The organism is Burkholderia sp. WP9, assembly GCF_900104795.1.
GTDB lineage: Bacteria > Pseudomonadota > Gammaproteobacteria > Burkholderiales > Burkholderiaceae > Paraburkholderia.
Genome location: NZ_FNTG01000001.1, coordinates 3,912,340 through 3,929,993, shown reverse-complemented (window position 1 = coordinate 3,929,993; position 17,654 = coordinate 3,912,340). Strand labels below are relative to the sequence as shown.

At 59.6% G+C, this 17,654-nt stretch carries 13 protein-coding genes, 2 tRNA genes and 3 rRNA genes; 9 read left to right on the top strand and 9 right to left on the bottom strand.

Annotation, left to right across the window (positions count from 1 at the left end):
- Positions 1-65: 65 nt before the first annotated feature.
- The 7 genes from rrf to BLW71_RS17455 all read right to left on the bottom strand — a co-directional run bounded on the left by rrf (position 66) and on the right by BLW71_RS17455 (position 8,839).
- A 5S ribosomal RNA gene (rrf, locus tag BLW71_RS17485) occupies positions 66-178 on the bottom strand.
- A 206-nt stretch (positions 179-384) separates the two neighbouring features.
- Positions 385-3,263, bottom strand: a 23S ribosomal RNA gene (locus BLW71_RS17480).
- Positions 3,264-3,583: 320 nt separating this feature from the next.
- Positions 3,584-3,659, bottom strand: a tRNA-Ala gene (locus tag BLW71_RS17475).
- Between the two features lie 50 nt (positions 3,660-3,709).
- Positions 3,710-3,786: transfer RNA gene (locus BLW71_RS17470), tRNA-Ile, on the bottom strand.
- A 66-nt stretch (positions 3,787-3,852) separates the two neighbouring features.
- Positions 3,853-5,385: ribosomal RNA gene (locus tag BLW71_RS17465) — 16S ribosomal RNA — on the bottom strand.
- The 16S, 23S and 5S rRNA genes sit together here with 2 tRNA genes alongside, the layout of an rRNA operon.
- A 469-nt stretch (positions 5,386-5,854) precedes the next feature.
- Positions 5,855-7,126, bottom strand: coding sequence for an SGNH/GDSL hydrolase family protein (locus BLW71_RS17460; protein WP_091798326.1), 1,272 nt, complete (start codon positions 7,124-7,126; stop codon positions 5,855-5,857).
- 90 nt (positions 7,127-7,216) lie between these two features.
- A complete protein-coding gene (locus BLW71_RS17455; protein WP_091798321.1) occupies positions 7,217-8,839 on the bottom strand; it encodes an NAD(P)/FAD-dependent oxidoreductase in 1,623 nt (540 codons plus the stop codon).
- Between the two features lie 216 nt (positions 8,840-9,055).
- Between BLW71_RS17455 and paaA the strand changes: the two genes are divergently transcribed.
- The 8 genes from paaA to BLW71_RS17415 all read left to right on the top strand — a co-directional run bounded on the left by paaA (position 9,056) and on the right by BLW71_RS17415 (position 15,315).
- Entirely contained in the window at positions 9,056-10,054 is a 999-nt protein-coding gene (gene paaA, locus BLW71_RS17450; RefSeq protein WP_091798318.1) for a 1,2-phenylacetyl-CoA epoxidase subunit PaaA, read from the top strand.
- 39 nt (positions 10,055-10,093) lie between these two features.
- On the top strand, positions 10,094-10,378 hold the full coding sequence (gene paaB, locus BLW71_RS17445) for a 1,2-phenylacetyl-CoA epoxidase subunit PaaB (protein ID WP_007179854.1): 285 nt from the start codon (positions 10,094-10,096) through the stop codon (positions 10,376-10,378).
- Positions 10,379-10,386: 8 nt separating this feature from the next.
- A complete protein-coding gene (gene paaC / locus BLW71_RS17440; RefSeq protein WP_091798316.1) occupies positions 10,387-11,190 on the top strand; it encodes a 1,2-phenylacetyl-CoA epoxidase subunit PaaC in 804 nt (267 codons plus the stop codon).
- Between the two features lie 7 nt (positions 11,191-11,197).
- Entirely contained in the window at positions 11,198-11,758 is a 561-nt protein-coding gene (paaD, locus tag BLW71_RS17435) for a 1,2-phenylacetyl-CoA epoxidase subunit PaaD (RefSeq protein ID WP_091798313.1), read from the top strand.
- A gap of 1 nt (position 11,759) precedes the next feature.
- Positions 11,760-12,848 (top strand): 1,2-phenylacetyl-CoA epoxidase subunit PaaE, encoded by a 1,089-nt coding sequence (paaE, locus tag BLW71_RS17430; protein WP_091798311.1) that lies wholly within the window; start codon positions 11,760-11,762, stop codon positions 12,846-12,848.
- 114 nt (positions 12,849-12,962) lie between these two features.
- A complete protein-coding gene (locus tag BLW71_RS17425; RefSeq protein ID WP_091798309.1) occupies positions 12,963-13,775 on the top strand; it encodes a DUF1835 domain-containing protein in 813 nt (270 codons plus the stop codon).
- 14 nt (positions 13,776-13,789) lie between these two features.
- Positions 13,790-14,398: a TetR/AcrR family transcriptional regulator gene (locus BLW71_RS17420; RefSeq protein WP_091798306.1), complete on the top strand. Its 609-nt coding sequence runs from the start codon at positions 13,790-13,792 to the stop codon at positions 14,396-14,398.
- Between the two features lie 242 nt (positions 14,399-14,640).
- Positions 14,641-15,315, top strand: a complete 675-nt coding sequence (locus BLW71_RS17415) for a GNAT family N-acetyltransferase (RefSeq protein ID WP_091798304.1) — start codon at positions 14,641-14,643, stop codon at positions 15,313-15,315.
- 97 nt (positions 15,316-15,412) lie between these two features.
- On the opposite strand, the gene BLW71_RS17410 is transcribed toward BLW71_RS17415, so the two are convergent.
- The gene (locus BLW71_RS17410) at positions 15,413-15,910 is read right to left on the bottom strand and encodes an Lrp/AsnC family transcriptional regulator (protein ID WP_091798302.1); all 498 of its coding nucleotides are present in this window, start codon (positions 15,908-15,910) and stop codon (positions 15,413-15,415) included.
- 171 nt (positions 15,911-16,081) lie between these two features.
- Here BLW71_RS17410 and hppD point away from each other — a divergent pair, with 171 nt between their 5' ends.
- Complete coding sequence (hppD, locus tag BLW71_RS17405) at positions 16,082-17,179, top strand: 4-hydroxyphenylpyruvate dioxygenase (protein ID WP_091798299.1); 1,098 nt, start codon at positions 16,082-16,084, stop codon at positions 17,177-17,179.
- Between the two features lie 158 nt (positions 17,180-17,337).
- Here hppD and BLW71_RS17400 read toward each other — a convergent pair whose 3' ends face one another.
- Complete coding sequence (locus BLW71_RS17400) at positions 17,338-17,538, bottom strand: hypothetical protein (protein WP_091798297.1); 201 nt, start codon at positions 17,536-17,538, stop codon at positions 17,338-17,340.
- Between the last annotated feature and the right edge of the window lie 116 nt (positions 17,539-17,654).

Sequence of the window (17,654 nt, the reverse complement as noted above, 5' to 3'; positions counted from 1 at the left end):
TTCAGCGCGGCCGTAAACGCAGAAACCCCACCTTTTCGGGGTGGGGTTTCTGATGCTGCTGGGGAGCCTGACGATTACCTACTTTCACACGGGAATCCGCACTATCATCGGCGTGGAGTCGTTTCACGGTCCTGTTCGGGATGGGAAGGGGTGGGACCGACTCGCTATGGTCATCAGGCATGACTTGTTGCTGCGCTGTCTCTGGGGACAGCCCAACCAATCTGGAAGAAGTAGTTTCTGGTGATGCTCACCAGGCAAGCTTGGGGTTGTGTTGTTTCTGGCACAACACTGATCTCAACCGTGTGTGGCGTCCCTGCCCCCTTCGGGGGTGGGATGCTCGTAAGTGCTGAAGCACTAACGATCATCGCAAGACACACCTGTTATAGGATCAAGCCTTACGGGCAATTAGTATCAGTTAGCTTAACGCATTACTGCGCTTCCACACCTGACCTATCAACGTCCTGGTCTTGAACGACCCTTCAAGGGGCTCGAAGCCCCGGGGATATCTCATCTTAAGGCGAGTTTCCCGCTTAGATGCTTTCAGCGGTTATCTCTTCCGAACATAGCTACCCGGCGATGCCACTGGCGTGACAACCGGTACACCAGAGGTTCGTCCACTCCGGTCCTCTCGTACTAGGAGCAGCCCCCTTCAAATATCCAGCGCCCACGGCAGATAGGGACCAAACTGTCTCACGACGTTTTAAACCCAGCTCACGTACCTCTTTAAATGGCGAACAGCCATACCCTTGGGACCGGCTACAGCCCCAGGATGAGATGAGCCGACATCGAGGTGCCAAACACCGCCGTCGATATGAACTCTTGGGCGGTATCAGCCTGTTATCCCCAGAGTACCTTTTATCCGTTGAGCGATGGCCCTTCCATACAGAACCACCGGATCACTATGACCTGCTTTCGCACCTGCTCGACTTGTCGGTCTCGCAGTTAAGCACGCTTATGCCATTGCACTATCAGCACGATTTCCGACCGTACCTAGCGTACCTTCGTACTCCTCCGTTACACTTTGGGAGGAGACCGCCCCAGTCAAACTGCCTACCATGCACTGTCCCCAGTCCGGATAACGGACCAAGGTTAGAACCTCAAACAAACCAGGGTGGTATTTCAAGGTCGGCTCCACGCAGACTGGCGTCCACGCTTCAAAGCCTCCCACCTATCCTACACAGACCGGTTCAAAGTCCAATGCAAAGCTACAGTAAAGGTTCATGGGGTCTTTCCGTCTAGCCGCGGGGAGATTGCATCATCACAAACACTTCAACTTCGCTGAGTCTCGGGAGGAGACAGTGTGGCCATCGTTACGCCATTCGTGCAGGTCGGAACTTACCCGACAAGGAATTTCGCTACCTTAGGACCGTTATAGTTACGGCCGCCGTTTACCGGGACTTCAATCAAGAGCTTGCACCCCATCATTTAATCTTCCGGCACCGGGCAGGCGTCACACCCTATACGTCCACTTTCGTGTTTGCAGAGTGCTGTGTTTTTATTAAACAGTCGCAGCCACCAGTTTATTGCAACCCCTTCACCCTTCTGGCGCAGGCCAGTCAAGCTACAGGGGCGTACCTTATCCCGAAGTTACGGTACCAATTTGCCGAGTTCCTTCTCCCGAGTTCTCTCAAGCGCCTTAGAATACTCATCTCGCCCACCTGTGTCGGTTTGCGGTACGGTCTTGTTAAACTGAAGCTTAGAGGCTTTTCTTGGAACCACTTCCAGTTGCTTCTTCACCGAAGTGAATGGCCTCACACCCTTGAATTACGCGCCCGGATTTGCCTAAGCGCCTTCTCCAATGCAAGGACCGGGACTTCCAACACCCGGACAACCTTCCGCGATCCGTCCCCCCATCGCATTTAACAATGGTGCAGGAATATTAACCTGCTTCCCATCAGCTACGCATTTCTGCCTCGCCTTAGGGGCCGACTCACCCTACGCCGATGAACGTTGCGTAGGAAACCTTGGGCTTACGGCGAGGGGGCCTTTCACCCCCTTTATCGCTACTCATGTCAGCATTCGCACTTCCGATACCTCCAGCGCACTTTTCAATGCACCTTCGCAGGCTTACGGAACGCTCTCCTACCATGCACATAAATGTGCATCCGCAGCTTCGGTATATTGCTTAGCCCCGTTACATCTTCCGCGCAGGACGACTCGATCAGTGAGCTATTACGCTTTCTTTAAAGGATGGCTGCTTCTAAGCCAACCTCCTGACTGTTTTAGCCTTCCCACTTCGTTTCCCACTTAGCAATATTTGGGGACCTTAGCTGGCGGTCTGGGTTGTTTCCCTCTTGACACCGGACGTTAGCACCCGATGTCTGTCTCCCGTGATTGCACTCTTCGGTATTCGGAGTTTGCTATGGCGTAGTAATCCGCAATGGACCCCACAACCATGACAGTGCTCTACCCCCGAAGGTGATACACGAGGCACTACCTAAATAGTTTTCGGAGAGAACCAGCTATTTCCAGGTTTGTTTAGCCTTTCACCCCTATCCACAGCTCATCCCCTAACTTTTCAACGTTAGTGGGTTCGGACCTCCAGTACGTGTTACCGCACCTTCATCCTGGCCATGGATAGATCACCTGGTTTCGGGTCTACACCCAGCGACTGAACGCCCTGTTCGGACTCGCTTTCGCTACGCCTGCCCTAATCGGTTAAGCTTGCCACTGAATGTAAGTCGCTGACCCATTATACAAAAGGTACGCCGTCACCCCTTGCGAGGCTCCGACTGTTTGTATGCATGCGGTTTCAGGATCTATTTCACTCCCCTCCCGGGGTTCTTTTCGCCTTTCCCTCACGGTACTGGTTCACTATCGGTCGATCACGAGTATTTAGCCTTGGAGGATGGTCCCCCCATCTTCAGACAGGATTTCACGTGTCCCGCCCTACTTGTCGTACACCCAGTTCTTCCTCGCTGTTTTCGTCTACAGGGCTATCACCTGCTATGGCGGCACTTTCCAGAGCCTTCGACTAACAATGAAGATAAAGAGTACAGGCTGGTCCCATTTCGCTCGCCACTACTCTGGGAATCTCGGTTGATTTCTTTTCCTGCGGTTACTTAGATGTTTCAGTTCACCGCGTTCGCTTCACGTAGCCTATGTATTCAGCTACGGATGACCCATACGGGCCGGGTTTCCCCATTCGGATATCGGTGGATCAAAGCTCGTTTGCCAGCTCCCCACCGCTTTTCGCAGGCTACCGCGTCCTTCATCGCCTGTGATCGCCAAGGCATCCACCACATGCACTTGTTCGCTTGACCCTATAACGGGTGTGTCTCATGTGTGATCCACTGGGAATCACACGCTCGCCACAATCGCTACAGGTTGAGTATTCGTGTTGCGCCGTATTCCAAGGCAATCTTTCGATCACCTTTTCATACATTGATACAATCACAACCCTGATTCACCTACTCAATCACCCATCTCTAAGTGATCTTTCGTGAATCTCTTTACTACTTCTTCCTGATTGTTAAAGAACGACAGCCGATATCGCAGTTGCTATAACCGCGTATCACTCTGACTGGCTCAATCGCCAATGCACAACGCTCTGCTTTCTCACAGAACGCTACGCATTGAGGATTGGTGGAGGATGACGGGATCGAACCGACGACCCCCTGCTTGCAAAGCAGGTGCTCTCCCAGCTGAGCTAATCCCCCAGTCATACAGATACCCCAGAGGTTATCGATCAGCACACCAGACAAGACTTTGGTGGGTCTGGATGGATTCGAACCATCGACCCCCGCCTTATCAAGACGGTGCTCTAACCGACTGAGCTACAGACCCCTGAGTCTGTCTAAATTTCACAGCCGATAAGCGTGAGCGCTCAACACATTGACACGTTAGCTCGAGAAAGGAGGTGATCCAGCCGCACCTTCCGATACGGCTACCTTGTTACGACTTCACCCCAGTCATGAATCCTACCGTGGTGACCGTCCTCCTTGCGGTTAGACTAGCCACTTCTGGTAAAACCCACTCCCATGGTGTGACGGGCGGTGTGTACAAGACCCGGGAACGTATTCACCGCGGCATGCTGATCCGCGATTACTAGCGATTCCAGCTTCACGCACTCGAGTTGCAGAGTGCGATCCGGACTACGATCGGTTTTCTGGGATTGGCTCCCCCTCGCGGGTTGGCGACCCTCTGTTCCGACCATTGTATGACGTGTGAAGCCCTACCCATAAGGGCCATGAGGACTTGACGTCATCCCCACCTTCCTCCGGTTTGTCACCGGCAGTCTCCCTAGAGTGCTCTTGCGTAGCAACTAGGGACAAGGGTTGCGCTCGTTGCGGGACTTAACCCAACATCTCACGACACGAGCTGACGACAGCCATGCAGCACCTGTGTTATGGCTCCCTTTCGGGCACCCTGACCTCTCAGCCAGGTTCCATACATGTCAAGGGTAGGTAAGGTTTTTCGCGTTGCATCGAATTAATCCACATCATCCACCGCTTGTGCGGGTCCCCGTCAATTCCTTTGAGTTTTAATCTTGCGACCGTACTCCCCAGGCGGTCAACTTCACGCGTTAGCTACGTTACTAAGGAAATGAATCCCCAACAACTAGTTGACATCGTTTAGGGCGTGGACTACCAGGGTATCTAATCCTGTTTGCTCCCCACGCTTTCGTGCATGAGCGTCAGTATTGGCCCAGGGGGCTGCCTTCGCCATCGGTATTCCTCCACATCTCTACGCATTTCACTGCTACACGTGGAATTCTACCCCCCTCTGCCATACTCTAGCCCGCCAGTCACAAATGCAGTTCCCAGGTTAAGCCCGGGGATTTCACATCTGTCTTAGCGGACCGCCTGCGCACGCTTTACGCCCAGTAATTCCGATTAACGCTTGCACCCTACGTATTACCGCGGCTGCTGGCACGTAGTTAGCCGGTGCTTATTCTTCCGGTACCGTCATCCCCCACGGGTATTAACCACGAGGTTTTCTTTCCGGACAAAAGTGCTTTACAACCCGAAGGCCTTCTTCACACACGCGGCATTGCTGGATCAGGCTTTCGCCCATTGTCCAAAATTCCCCACTGCTGCCTCCCGTAGGAGTCTGGGCCGTGTCTCAGTCCCAGTGTGGCTGGTCGTCCTCTCAGACCAGCTACAGATCGTCGCCTTGGTAGGCCTTTACCCCACCAACTAGCTAATCTGCCATCGGCCGCCCCTGTAGCGCGAGGTCCCGAAGGATCCCCCGCTTTCATCCACAGATCGTATGCGGTATTAATCCGGCTTTCGCCGGGCTATCCCCCACTACAGGACACGTTCCGATGTATTACTCACCCGTTCGCCACTCGCCACCAGGGTTGCCCCCGTGCTGCCGTTCGACTTGCATGTGTAAGGCATGCCGCCAGCGTTCAATCTGAGCCAGGATCAAACTCTTCAGTTCAAACCTGTTACTGTTTTTCGGTTCCGTTAAGAACCGGTCGCTCACTCAACGTACTGACGAATGATCCAACCATCTTGCGACAGTCAAACCTTCCTTTCATTACTGTGTGAGACTTGATACTTTTGCTTGCCGGCAGATCCCGAAAGATCCACCTCGCATCGCGCATCAAGCGCCCACACTTATCGGCTGTTAATTTTTAAAGATCGAGTCCGCATCCACTACCGAACCAGCACCGTACTTCCAGCTACCCGGCACCGCTTCGTTCTGCGTCGCTGCATCAGCAGCAGAGAAACGAGATTATGAAGGCTCTTTTTCGTTTCGTCAACAACATTTTTTCGCTTTCGCTTAAAACCTTGTTGGCGCTACGGCCGCTGGTTTCTGCCGCGGCCCTCGTTCGCAAACGAGGAGGCGAATCTTAGGCGAACATCGGCCATATGACAAGGGTTTGACCGAATTCTTTTTTGGCGTCTCAGTTGCGAGTCGATTTCACTACCGCGTCCAAGGGAATGGCGTCGGCCATTGCTGCATAGCCGGCGTCACTCGGATGGATGTGGTCCCCACTATCAAAGCCACGCTGCAGGCGATCCGGCTGCGCCGGATCGCGCAGCGCAACGTCGAAGTCCACCACGCCGTCGAAGGCGTGACTGCTCCGAATCCATTGGTTGACGGCAAGCCGGATGCTTTCTCGCTGCGGCGGCAAGGATGCCGGCGTCAACGTCGCGCCGAAGACCTTCACGCCGGCGTGCCGAGCCGAGGCGATCAAGCGCTGATATCCGGCGATCAGGTCCGCAGCCGTCACCGAGGTATGCGGGAAGTCGCAGTCGAGACCGCCATGCGGCGGCATCGCCGCGAAATTGATGTCATTGATGCCGATCAGCAGAATCGCCGTCTTGACGCCCGGGCGCCCAAGCACGTCATGCTCGAAGCGCTTCGCCAGAGCGTCGCCATAGCACGGAGAGTCGCTCAGCAGGCGGTTGCCGCTGATGCCCAGATTGACGATCGCGGTCGAACGGTCGCCGGTAGCCTCAAAACGGCGAGCCAGCGCGTCGGGCCAACGTCGATTCTGGTTCAGGCTGGAGCGCATGCCGTCCGTAATCGAGTCGCCGATGGCGGCAACAGCGGCAGATGCAGGCGCCGCGTCGACCGCCAACCCCGTCACCCACACATATTGCGTAAATCGACCGCGAAACGCTTGCGCAGACGCGTCCGCCGCATGATTGCCCGGCGCGGAAACGTAATTCACCTGGTTCGATACGCGATGCCACGCCACGATCCGCTGCTCCGGCCCCAAGAAGGCGCTGACCGCGTAGGGCGAACCTTCAGCGATATCGATCGCGACCGGGTCGCTCTCCAGCTCGCCGCCGGGCGGAATCGAGACCGTGCTCTTGCCACCGAACGTCACGCGCGTGTCGCCGGTCCCAGCCGTCGCCGCGCCGCCCGCCGAGCGTGCGATGCGCAGATCTTCGATGACGAGCGGAGTCTTGCCGTACCGGTTGCTAAGGTGGATACGCGCCGACCTTCCAGAGAGGGTCGGATAGACGATCTGACGAACCGTGCGCCCGGCGACTTCCGGTGCGCGATAGAGCGGCGGCAAGTCCGCGCGCTGTGGAATGGGTTGCAGCGCGGTCGCCCATGCGGTGACCCAATGTGCCGGGGCGTCGGCGGCGAAAACAGTCGGGGAACCGGCAAATTGGACAAACAGTGCCGCGCCGCATGCGGCAGCCAAGGTGCGAAAGCTCATTCGGGAGGTCGGTTCGAGGCAAAACGTGCATTGTGCCCGATCGCCGCGGCCGTCGCGGGTGGGCGCGACGGCGTTTCGCTCCCGCTTGACTCAGGCCGCTTGCGCACCGCTCATCTTCAGCGCGAGCGCTTCAGCGACTTCGATCCCGTCGATCGCCGCCGAGTAGATCCCACCGGCGTAGCCCGCTCCTTCACCAGCCGGATACAGACCTTCGACGTTCATGCTCTGATAGTCGTCCCGGCGCCGCACACGAATCGGCGACGACGTTCTCGTCTCGACACCGGTCAGCACCGCGTCGTGCATCGCAAAGCCGGCGATCTTCTTGTCCATCTGCGGCAACGCTTCGCGAATGGCCTCGATCACGTAATCCGGAAGCGCGGTGCTCAGGTCGGTCGGGTGCACGCCTGGCTTGTACGAAGGCACCACCGAACCCAGCGAGGTGGACGGCCGGCCGGCAATGAAGTCGCCGACGAGCTGGCCCGGCGCCATATAGTTGCCGCCGCCGAGCTCAAACGCCCGCTCTTCCCATTTGCGCTGGAAAGCGATGCCGGCGAGCGGCCCGCCCGGATAGTCGTCCGGCGTGATGCCGACCACGATCCCCGCGTTGGCATTGCGCTCCGCCCGCGAGTACTGGCTCATGCCGTTGGTCACGACGCGGCCCGGCTCGGACGTCGCCGCCACCACGGTGCCACCGGGACACATGCAGAAACTGTAGACGGCTCGGCCATTGCTGCAGTGATGCACCACCTTATAGTCGGCGGCGCCGAGCTGCTTGTGGCCGGCAAACTTGCCGAAACGGCTGCGATCGATCAAACCCTGCGGGTGTTCGATGCGAAAACCGAGTGAAAACGGCTTCGCCTCGATATAGACGCCGCGATCGCTCAGCATCTGGAAGGTGTCGCGCGCGCTATGGCCGACCGCCAGCACCACATGATCGCAGCGCAGCGTTTCACCGGTCGACAGCTTCAGCCCGCGCACTTTGCCCTGATCGATCTCGATATCATCGACGCGGGTTTCGAAACGCACCTCGCCGCCCAGCTCGTGAATGGTCGCGCGCATTTTTTCGACCATGCTCACCAGCCGGAACGTGCCGATATGCGGCCGGCTCAGATACAGAATGTCTTCCGGCGCGCCGGCCCGCACGAATTCGTCGAGCACCTTGCGGCCGTAGTGCTTCGGATCCTTGATCTGGCTGTACAGCTTGCCGTCCGAGAAGGTGCCCGCGCCGCCTTCGCCAAACTGCACATTCGACTCGGGGTTGAGCACGGACTTGCGCCACAGGCCGAACGTGTCTTTGGTGCGCTCGCGCACGGCCTTGCCGCGCTCGAGGATGATCGGGCGGAAGCCCATTTGCGCGAGGATCAACCCCGCGAACAGCCCGCACGGCCCCATGCCGATCACCACCGGGCGCGGCGCGGTCATCTGCGCGGGCGCTTTAGCGACAAACTTGTAGGTCATATCGGGCGTCACGCCGCAGTGAGGCACGTCGGCTAACCGCTTGAGCGCGGCCGCTTCATCCGTGACCTCGACGTCAACGATATACGTGAGCTTGATGTCGGCGCGCTTGCGGGCGTCGTGCGCGCGGCGAAACACGGTGTATCGGATGAGCCCGTCCGCGGCCACGCCGAGTTCCGTGAGGCGCGCACGCACGGCGGCTTCGAGGGCGCTCTCGGGATGATCGAGCGGGAGTTTGATTTCGCTTAGACGTAACATGAGTACCGGGGGATGCAGGAAGGCCGCAAATTGCGGCCAATTCGCAATTTTATAGGTTTAGCGTCGGCACGGGGCATCGGCGCCGACGAAACGCCTGAAGGCGAAACCGCCTCACCCCTATTGACCCGATCGACCCATCTCAAAAAATTTATTAACCGACCGGTCGGTTGGCTTATACTGTGCGCACACAGACAACTTTCCGCAGAGAGCGTCCCCATGTACACGCAATCCCTGGATATTCCCGGCAATGTCGCTCCGCTCGATGCGGGCGCGAACTCGCCTGAGCAGGCGCAATTCGACGCGATCATGGCCGCCGACGGCAAGATCGAAGCTCAGGACTGGATGCCGGAGGCCTATCGCAAAACGCTGGTACGGCAAATCTCGCAGCACGCGCATTCGGAAATCGTCGGCATGCTGCCGGAAGGCAACTGGATCACGCGCGCGCCGAGCCTGAAGCGCAAGGCGATTCTGCTCGCCAAGGTGCAGGACGAGGCCGGCCACGGCCTCTATCTATATAGCGCGGCGGAAACCTTGGGCGTGTCGCGCGACCAGTTGATCGCCGCGCTGCACTCGGGCAAAGCCAAATATTCGAGCATCTTCAATTACCCGACGCCCACATGGGCGGACGTCGGCGTGATCGGCTGGCTGGTGGACGGCGCCGCGATCATGAACCAGATTCCGCTGTGCCGTTGCACGTATGGCCCGTATGCGCGCGCCATGATCCGCATCTGCAAGGAAGAGTCGTTTCACCAGCGCCAGGGTTTCGACGCGCTCATGTCGATGATGTCCGGCACCGAAGCCCAGCGTGAGCTGGTCCAGCAGGCCGTGAATCGTTGGTGGTGGCCGGTGCTGATGATGTTCGGCCCGAGCGACAAGGATTCGGTTCACAGCAGCCAGTCGTCGAAATGGGGCATCAAGCGCATTTCGAACGACGATCTGCGTCAGAAATTCGTCGACGCCACAGTCGACCAGGCCAAGGTGCTCGGCGTCGCGTTGCCCGACCCGGACCTGAAGTGGAACGAAGCGCGCGGGCATTACGACTACGGCGACATCGACTGGGAAGAATTCTGGCGTGTGGTGAATGGCGACGGCCCGTGCAATCGCGAGCGTCTCGCTACCCGCGTCAAAGCCCACGACGACGGCGCCTGGGTCCGTGAAGCCGCCCTCGCCCACGCCGACAAGCAGCGCCAGCGCGCACAACAGCACGCCGCCTGAACCGCGCGGCACGCCAGAGAACGAATCAGGAGATCTGCAATGAACAAGGAATGGCCGATTTGGGAAGTCTTCGTGCGTAGCAAGCAGGGACTCGACCACAAGCACTGCGGCAGCCTGCACGCCGCCGACGCGCCGATGGCGCTGCGCATGGCGCGCGACGTCTACACGCGCCGCCAGGAAGGCGTGAGCATCTGGGTGGTGCCGTCCTCGGCGATCACGGCGTCCGCGCCGGAAGACAAGGCGGAGCTGTTCGAACCGGCTGGCGACAAGATTTACCGCCATCCGACGTTCTACACGCTCCCCGACGAAGTCAACCACATGTAAGCGCGGCCATGGACATCACGCCTCAACATCTCCAATACGTGCTGCGCCTCGCGGATAACGCGCTGATCCTCGGTCAGCGCAATACCGAATGGAGCGGCCACGGCCCGATCCTCGAAGAGGACATCGCGCTGTCGAACATGAGCCTCGACCTGATCGGCCAGGCGCGCCTGCTCTACACGCACGCCGCCTCGCTTGAGCAGCAGCTCACCGGCAAGAGCCGCACGGAAGACGACTACGCTTACTTTCGTGCCGAGCGCGAGTTCGCCAACTACACGCTCGCCGAGCTGCCGCACGTCGGGCCACTGTCGGCTACCGCGAAGGCCGAGAAGGATTACGCGGTCACTATCGTGCGCAATTTCCTCTACTCGACGCTGATGGCTCATCTCTGGACGGCGCTCACGGCGTCCTCCGACGAGCAACTGGCGGCGATCGCGTCGAAGTCGATCAAGGAAACCAGCTATCACGTGCATCACGCACGCGAATGGCTGATCCGTTTCGGCGACGGCACCGAGGAGTCGCATCGCCGCGCGCAAGCCGCGCTGGACTATCTGTTGCCTTACACCCGCGAATTCTTCAGTACGGATGCGGTGGAGGAGACAGTCGCTGCAGCCGGTATCGGCCCGCTGACCTCGGACCTCGAAGCAGCGTGGCTCGACGACGTGCGCGCCACACTCGACGAAGCCACCTTGAAGCTGCCCGAACCCGTGAAGCACATCACCACCGGCAAGCACGGCGAGCATTCCGAGCACATGGGTTTCGTGCTCGCCGAAATGCAGAGCCTTGCGCGTCAGCACCCTGGCGCCACCTGGTAAACCGACCATGACGACTTCGACCGCCTTTGGCCCGACCGATACGACCGGCATGACTGATGCCGCGCTCGAACGCGCGTGGGCCGTGCTCGAAACGGTGCCCGATCCGGAGATTCCGGTGGTGTCGATTCGCGAGCTCGGCATCCTGCGCGACGTGCGGCGCGCCGCCGACGGCACGCTCGAAGTCGTGATCACGCCGACCTATTCCGGTTGCCCGGCAATGTCGCAGATTGCCGAGGACGTCGCGCATGCGCTCGACGTGGCGGAACTCAAGCCGTATCGGATCGCCACCGTGCTCGCGCCGGCGTGGACCACCGACTGGATGACCGCCGACGCGCGCGAAAAACTGCGCGCCTATGGCATCGCGCCGCCCACGGGCAATTGCGGTTCGGCCGCGCCCGCGCAGGAAAAAGTGATGCGCTTCGTGCCACGGGCGCTGCCCGCGCCGTCGTGCCCACGGTGCGGCTCGGCGCATACCGAGCGTCTCGCGCAATTCGGCTCGACCGCCTGCAAAGCCTTGTACCGCTGCCTCGACTGCCGCGAACCCTTCGACTACTTCAAACCATACTGATATGGCCACCCCGCAATTTCATCCGCTGCGTATCCGCGAAGTGCGGCCCGAAACCGCCGACTCGGTCTCGGTCGCCTTCGAAGTCCCCGCTGAACTGCGTGAACAGTATCGCTTTACGCAAGGCCAGTTCGTTACGTTGAAGACGCACATCGACGGTGAGGAAACACGCCGTTCGTATTCGATCTGCGTCGGCGTCACCGATTACGACCGCGACGGCGAACTGCGTATCGGCATCAAGCGCGTGCGTGGCGGGCGGTTCTCGAACTTCGCCTTCGACACGCTGCAGCCCGGCCACACGATCGACGTGATGACGCCGGACGGCCGTTTCTTCACCCACCTGAACGCCGATCAGGGCCAACAGTATCTGGCCTTCTCGGGCGGCTCGGGCATCACGCCGGTGCTGGCCATCATCAAGACGACGCTCGAAGTCGAACCGCGCAGCACCTTCACGCTCGTGTACGGCAACCGCAGCGTCGATCAGATCATGTTCGCGGAAGAACTCGAAGATCTGAAGAACCGCTTCATGAACCGCTTCGTGCTCTATCACGTGCTGTCCGATGACCTGCAGGACGTCGAACTCTTCAACGGCGTGCTGGACCAGGAAAAGTGCGCGGCCTTCATTGAGAATCTCCTGCCGGCCGACGCGATCGACGAAGCCTTCATCTGCGGCCCCGCGCCGATGATGGACGCCGCCGAGGCCGCGCTGAAAGCCGCCGGCGTGCCGTCGGACAAGGTGCACGTGGAGCGCTTCGGTTCGCCGCTGCCGCAAGCGGGCGTGCCGGCGGTCGAAATCACCGAAGACACGCCGGCCGCCGACCTCGAAATCGTGCTCGACGGGAAACGCCGCAAGCTGCGCCTGCCGTATCAGGGCGTGAGCGTGCTCGACGTCGGCCTACGCGCCGGCCTCGCGCTGCCTTATGCTTGCAAGGGCGGCGTCTGCTGCACCTGCCGCGCGAAGGTGCTGGAAGGCGAAGTGAAAATGGAAAAGAACTACACGCTCGAAGAACACGAAATCCGTGATGGTTTCGTGCTCACGTGCCAATGTCATCCGGTCAGCGACCGCGTGGTGGTGAGCTACGACGAACGTTGAGCCGCGCTTTGAGCAGTTCCGCGATCCGCTTACACTAGGGGCCGCTCGCGACCGGACTCCCGTTCCGGCCGATGAGCGGCCCCTAATGTCGTTAACTGCCCTACGCCACTGCCGATGAGCACGATCCACCTCACCAACGGCGACGTCGCCGCCGAGTCACTGCGCACCGCCTTGCGGGATGCGGGCCGCGATGAACGCGTGCACGCGCTCCGAGACGATCTCGCGGTCGGCCCGCTGCGTGGTGTCGACGACGGACCCGACGTGCGCGCGGACTTCTGGGAGCGCGTGAGCGCGGACACCCGGCGCGATTTCCTTCGGGAATTCCGCGAGCAGGCCGCGGCGCTGGAGAATGTCGCGCGCGATGACGCGAATGTGGTGGTCTGGCACGGCGACAGCGCGTCGGATCAATTGATGCTGCGGCGCGTCTGTTATCACTTGCGCAACAGCCCGCAGCGTTTGAACGAGGTGCGTCTGTCGATTCGCGACCTCACCGATCCGGGCGCGTGGGCGCACAGCCGCAAAGACCGCGCGACCTCTGTCGGCATGTTCGCGCCAGCGGTGCTGCAAGAACGACTGCCCGATGCCGCGCCGATTTCCGTGCTGCGCATCAGCCGGCTCGCGCTCGAATGGCAGGAAGTCAAACACGCGAACGGCGAAACGCGGCGCTGGCGCGACAACACGTTCACGAGCGGCAGCTTCGCGGAACTGGATGCGTTCATCCTCGAGCACGTCACGGAAAACTGGCAGCCCGCCGCGCGCGTCGCCGCCGAATTGATGAGCGCCGAATTCGGATTTCTGGTCAGCGACAGCATTGCGCTGTGGCGCATCCGCGAATTGGCCGCGACCCGGCGCATCAAGCTGCGCGGCGACGCAAACGCATGGCGCACGCTGGAATTGTGCGCGGCGTTCGCCCCCTGTCCACACTAATAGAACCAACGATTATGGCCCGCACCCGCGCCCCCGACCACGAAACCCAACGCGAACAGATTCTCGAACTCGCCGCGGCCAAATTCGCGCAAACCAGCTACCCCAGCACCTCGATGGCCGACCTAGCGGCCGCGAGCGGCACCTCGAAAGCACGGCTCTACCATTACTACGCGAGCAAGGAAGCCATTCTGTTCGATCTGCTGGACCGTTACACCAAGCGGCTCATGCTGATCATCGCCGAGGTGGAAGGCGCAAGCCAACGGCGTGGGTTGTCAGAGCGGGAAACCTTCGCCGAGCTGATTCGGGCGTTTCTGTCGGAATACGAGACATCCCATAGCCGGCACGTCGCGTTGCTGAACGATGTGAAGTATCTGGTCGACACGCAGCGCGAAGTGATATTGAACCGCCAGCGCGACGTAGTTGCGGCGTTCGCGCGGCAGTTGGCGCGTGCCTACCCGGAGCGCGCCACGCGCGAAAACCAGACCGCGCTCACCATGATGGTGTTCGGCATGATCAATTGGACGTTCACGTGGCTAAAGCCGGACGGCCGCCTCGGTTACCGCGAATTCGCCGAGCAGGTGGTCGGCATGGTGGACCACGGATTGAGCTCGAATCCTGCCTGATTGCGCACCGCAACAATATTCATACGAAACAATGGGCTCAAGTCGCCGTCGGGTAGTATCTGACCCCGACCGTTCATCCAATTTATTTACCTATAAAAATCAATTACATATAAATAGGGCGCAAACTTTTTAGGCACTCCATTCAAATTTAGATACGGGTTTTCCCTAGTGATCGGCATGCATTTCGGCTAAAATCGCTTTTGCAGTGCACCACGCCGTTCGATTAAAAGGAGAACCCGACCATGAACTTGATTACACCCCGCGCCGCTGAGCCGATCGTCGCGCACGATCGTTTGACGCAGCCCGCCGGTCGTGCACCAGCTCTGGTCCGCGAACTCACCGCCGTCGACCGCGAGCGCCTGCTGACCCACTTCCTCGCGCTCGACGAAGACGACCGTCTGCTGCGCTTCGGCCAGATCGTGCCGGACCACGTCATCGAGAACTATGTCCGCGCGATCGACTTCACGCGCGACACCGTTTTCGGCGTCTTCAACAACCAGTTGCAATTGACCGGCGTCGGCCACCTCGCCTATCTGCCGGCTGAAGGCGACAAGCGTACGGCCGAGTTTGGCGTGTCCGTGCTGGAAAGCGTTCGTGGCCAGGGTATCGGCTCGAAGCTCTTTGAGCGCGCCGCCATTCGCAGCCGCAATACACACGTCACCACGCTTTACATGCACTGCCTGTCGCGCAATTCGACCATGATGCACATCGCGAAGAAGGCCGGCATGAAGATCGAATACTCGTACGGCGAGGCAGATGCCTATCTGACGCTGCCGCCGGCGGACCAATCGAGCATCATCGCCGAAATGCTGCAAGAGCAGGCTGCGGTATTCGACTACGCGCTGAAGCGCCAGGCGCGTCACGCGTCCAAGCTGTTCGAAACGCTCATGCCTGCGGCGGTTGCAGCCGCAGCCTGATAGCCTCACGCGTCGGAATAACAAAGGGCGGCCTTCTGGCCGCCCTTTTTGTTTGCCGTGACCCGCGCACGCGCCGCCGCGTCGTGTCCTGTCGTACTCACAAAATCGGCAGTGCGGTCGTCTCCTTGATCGTTTCGAGCGAGAAGCTCGTTTTCACGTCGATCACCGACGGATGGTGCAGCAACTGGTCCTGCACGAAGCGTGAAAAGTGCGCCATATCCTCCACCTGGACACGCAGCAGATAGTCCATGTCGCCGGTCATCGCATGGCAGGCGACGACTTCGGGCCACGCCTGAACGGCCGCGCGAAACAGATCGGCGTGCGTGGCGTCGCCGCGCGGACTGAGCGCCGGACCACCGCGCTTTTCCAACCGCACATTGACGTACGCGAGCAAGTCGAGCCCGAGCCGCTGCGCATCGAGCAACGCGACATAGCCGCGGATCACACCGTTCTCTTCCAGCCGCCGGATACGCCGCAGACACGGACTCGGCGACAGATTCACGCGCTCGGCGATCTCCTGATTTGACAGCCGGCCGTTCTCCTGAAGGATTGCCAGAATCCGCCTATCGATGGCGTCTATCTCCATGCCGGCCATTTTCTGCCGTCCCTTCACGTTATTGAGCTAGAAACTAGCGCAAGCGTATCGAGACACGATTAAGTTCGCAAGTTTTCGCCGCAGGCAGGCCTTTACACTTGCGCCATTCGGTCGCGCTTAACCGCGCATCCCCGCTCGCGCCGCGCGCCGGTGCATATCAGGAGACAGACAATGCAGGTTGCAACTTGGGAAAATCCGCTCGGCACCGACGGTTTCGAGTTCATTGAATACACCGCACCGGATCCGAAGGCGCTGGGCAAACTGTTCGAACAGATGGGCTTCACCGCCATCGCGCGGCATCGCCATAAAGACGTGACGCTGTATCGCCAGGGGGAAATCAACTTCATCGTCAACGGGGAGCCGGATTCGTTCGCGCAACGCTTCGCGCGTCTGCACGGCCCGTCGATCTGCGCAATCGCTTTCCGGGTTCAGGACGCCGCCAAGGCGTACCAGCAGGCGCTGGAAAAAGGCGCTTGGGGCTTCGACAATAAAACCGGCCCGATGGAGCTGAATATCCCGGCGATCAAAGGTATCGGCGACTCGCTGATCTATTTCGTCGACCGCTGGCGCGGCAAGAACGGCGCCGAACCGAACAGCGTGGGCAACATCGACATTTACGATGTCGACTTCGAGCCCATTCCCGGTGCGAACCCGAACCCGGTCGGCCATGGCCTGACCTACATCGACCACCTGACGCACAACGTGCATCGCGGCCGCATGCAGGAGTGGGCGGAGTTCTACGAGCGCCTGTTCAATTTCCGCGAAGTGCGCTATTTCGACATTGAAGGCAAAGTGACGGGCGTGAAGTCGAAGGCGATGACCTCGCCGTGCGGCAAGATCCGCATTCCGATCAATGAGGAAGGCTCGGACACCGCCGGGCAGATTCAGGAATATCTCGACGCGTATCACGGCGAAGGCATTCAGCACATTGCCTTGGGCAGCAACGACATCTACCGTACGGTGGACGGCTTGCGCGCCGCGAACATCTCGCTGCTCGATACCATCGACACGTACTATGAACTGGTCGATCGCCGCGTGCCGAATCACGGCGAGCCACTCGACGAACTGCGCAAACGCAAAATTTTGATCGACGGCGCGCCCGACGATTTGCTGTTGCAGATCTTCACGGAAAACCAGATCGGCCCGATTTTCTTCGAGATCATTCAGCGCAAGGGCAATCAGGGCTTTGGCGAGGGCAACTTCAAGGCGCTATTCGAGTCGATCGAACTGGATCAGATTCGCCGTGGCGTAGTGCAAGACAAGGCCTGACGCCACTGGCTGCGCAGGAATGGATTGATAGCAAATGAAAAGGGCGAGGATCTCACGATCCTCGCCCTTTTCATTGATGCCGTTGCCTCAAGCGGACCCTGCGTGGCTTGATGGAACAACGGCCGGTTATTTAACCGACACACCGCATGAGCGGCGTATCACGAATTCTGGTCTTGCCCGTCGGCCTTGGTGGATCGCGTGACGCTACCCATGGCGATGCGTGCGGGCGCGACCTGCGCCGTGCGCGTGACTGCGTTCGACAGCGCTCCTGCGCTGCCCGAGTTCGAGCGCACCGGTGCGCTCATGGCGAAAAATGCGGCCGAAACCATCAGGAAGGTCTGAATGTTTCTCGTGTTCATGCGTACTCCTTTTCTAACTGCCCTGCTGTCGTGAAGCTCCGCAGAATGCGGAGCGTTGCGCTGACATTGCTCGCAGGTGGGGTGTTAGACAGCAATTTCAACTACGGTTCCGCAAA

Bases quoted from the DNA above. Each gene is read 5' to 3' on its own strand.
- BLW71_RS17460 (WP_091798326.1), bottom strand. From the start codon at position 7,126: ATGAGCTTTCGCACCTTGGCTGCCGCATGCGGCGCGGCACTGTTTGTC.
- BLW71_RS17455 (WP_091798321.1), bottom strand. From the start codon at position 8,839: ATGTTACGTCTAAGCGAAATCAAACTCCCGCTCGATCATCCCGAGAGC.
- paaA (WP_091798318.1), top strand. From the start codon at position 9,056: ATGTACACGCAATCCCTGGATATTCCCGGCAATGTCGCTCCGCTCGAT.
- paaB (WP_007179854.1), top strand. From the start codon at position 10,094: ATGAACAAGGAATGGCCGATTTGGGAAGTCTTCGTGCGTAGCAAGCAG.
- paaC (WP_091798316.1), top strand. From the start codon at position 10,387: ATGGACATCACGCCTCAACATCTCCAATACGTGCTGCGCCTCGCGGAT.
- paaD (WP_091798313.1), top strand. From the start codon at position 11,198: ATGACGACTTCGACCGCCTTTGGCCCGACCGATACGACCGGCATGACT.
- paaE (WP_091798311.1), top strand. From the start codon at position 11,760: ATGGCCACCCCGCAATTTCATCCGCTGCGTATCCGCGAAGTGCGGCCC.
- BLW71_RS17425 (WP_091798309.1), top strand. From the start codon at position 12,963: ATGAGCACGATCCACCTCACCAACGGCGACGTCGCCGCCGAGTCACTG.
- BLW71_RS17420 (WP_091798306.1), top strand. From the start codon at position 13,790: ATGGCCCGCACCCGCGCCCCCGACCACGAAACCCAACGCGAACAGATT.
- BLW71_RS17415 (WP_091798304.1), top strand. From the start codon at position 14,641: ATGAACTTGATTACACCCCGCGCCGCTGAGCCGATCGTCGCGCACGAT.
- BLW71_RS17410 (WP_091798302.1), bottom strand. From the start codon at position 15,910: ATGGCCGGCATGGAGATAGACGCCATCGATAGGCGGATTCTGGCAATC.
- hppD (WP_091798299.1), top strand. From the start codon at position 16,082: ATGCAGGTTGCAACTTGGGAAAATCCGCTCGGCACCGACGGTTTCGAG.
- BLW71_RS17400 (WP_091798297.1), bottom strand. From the start codon at position 17,538: ATGAACACGAGAAACATTCAGACCTTCCTGATGGTTTCGGCCGCATTT.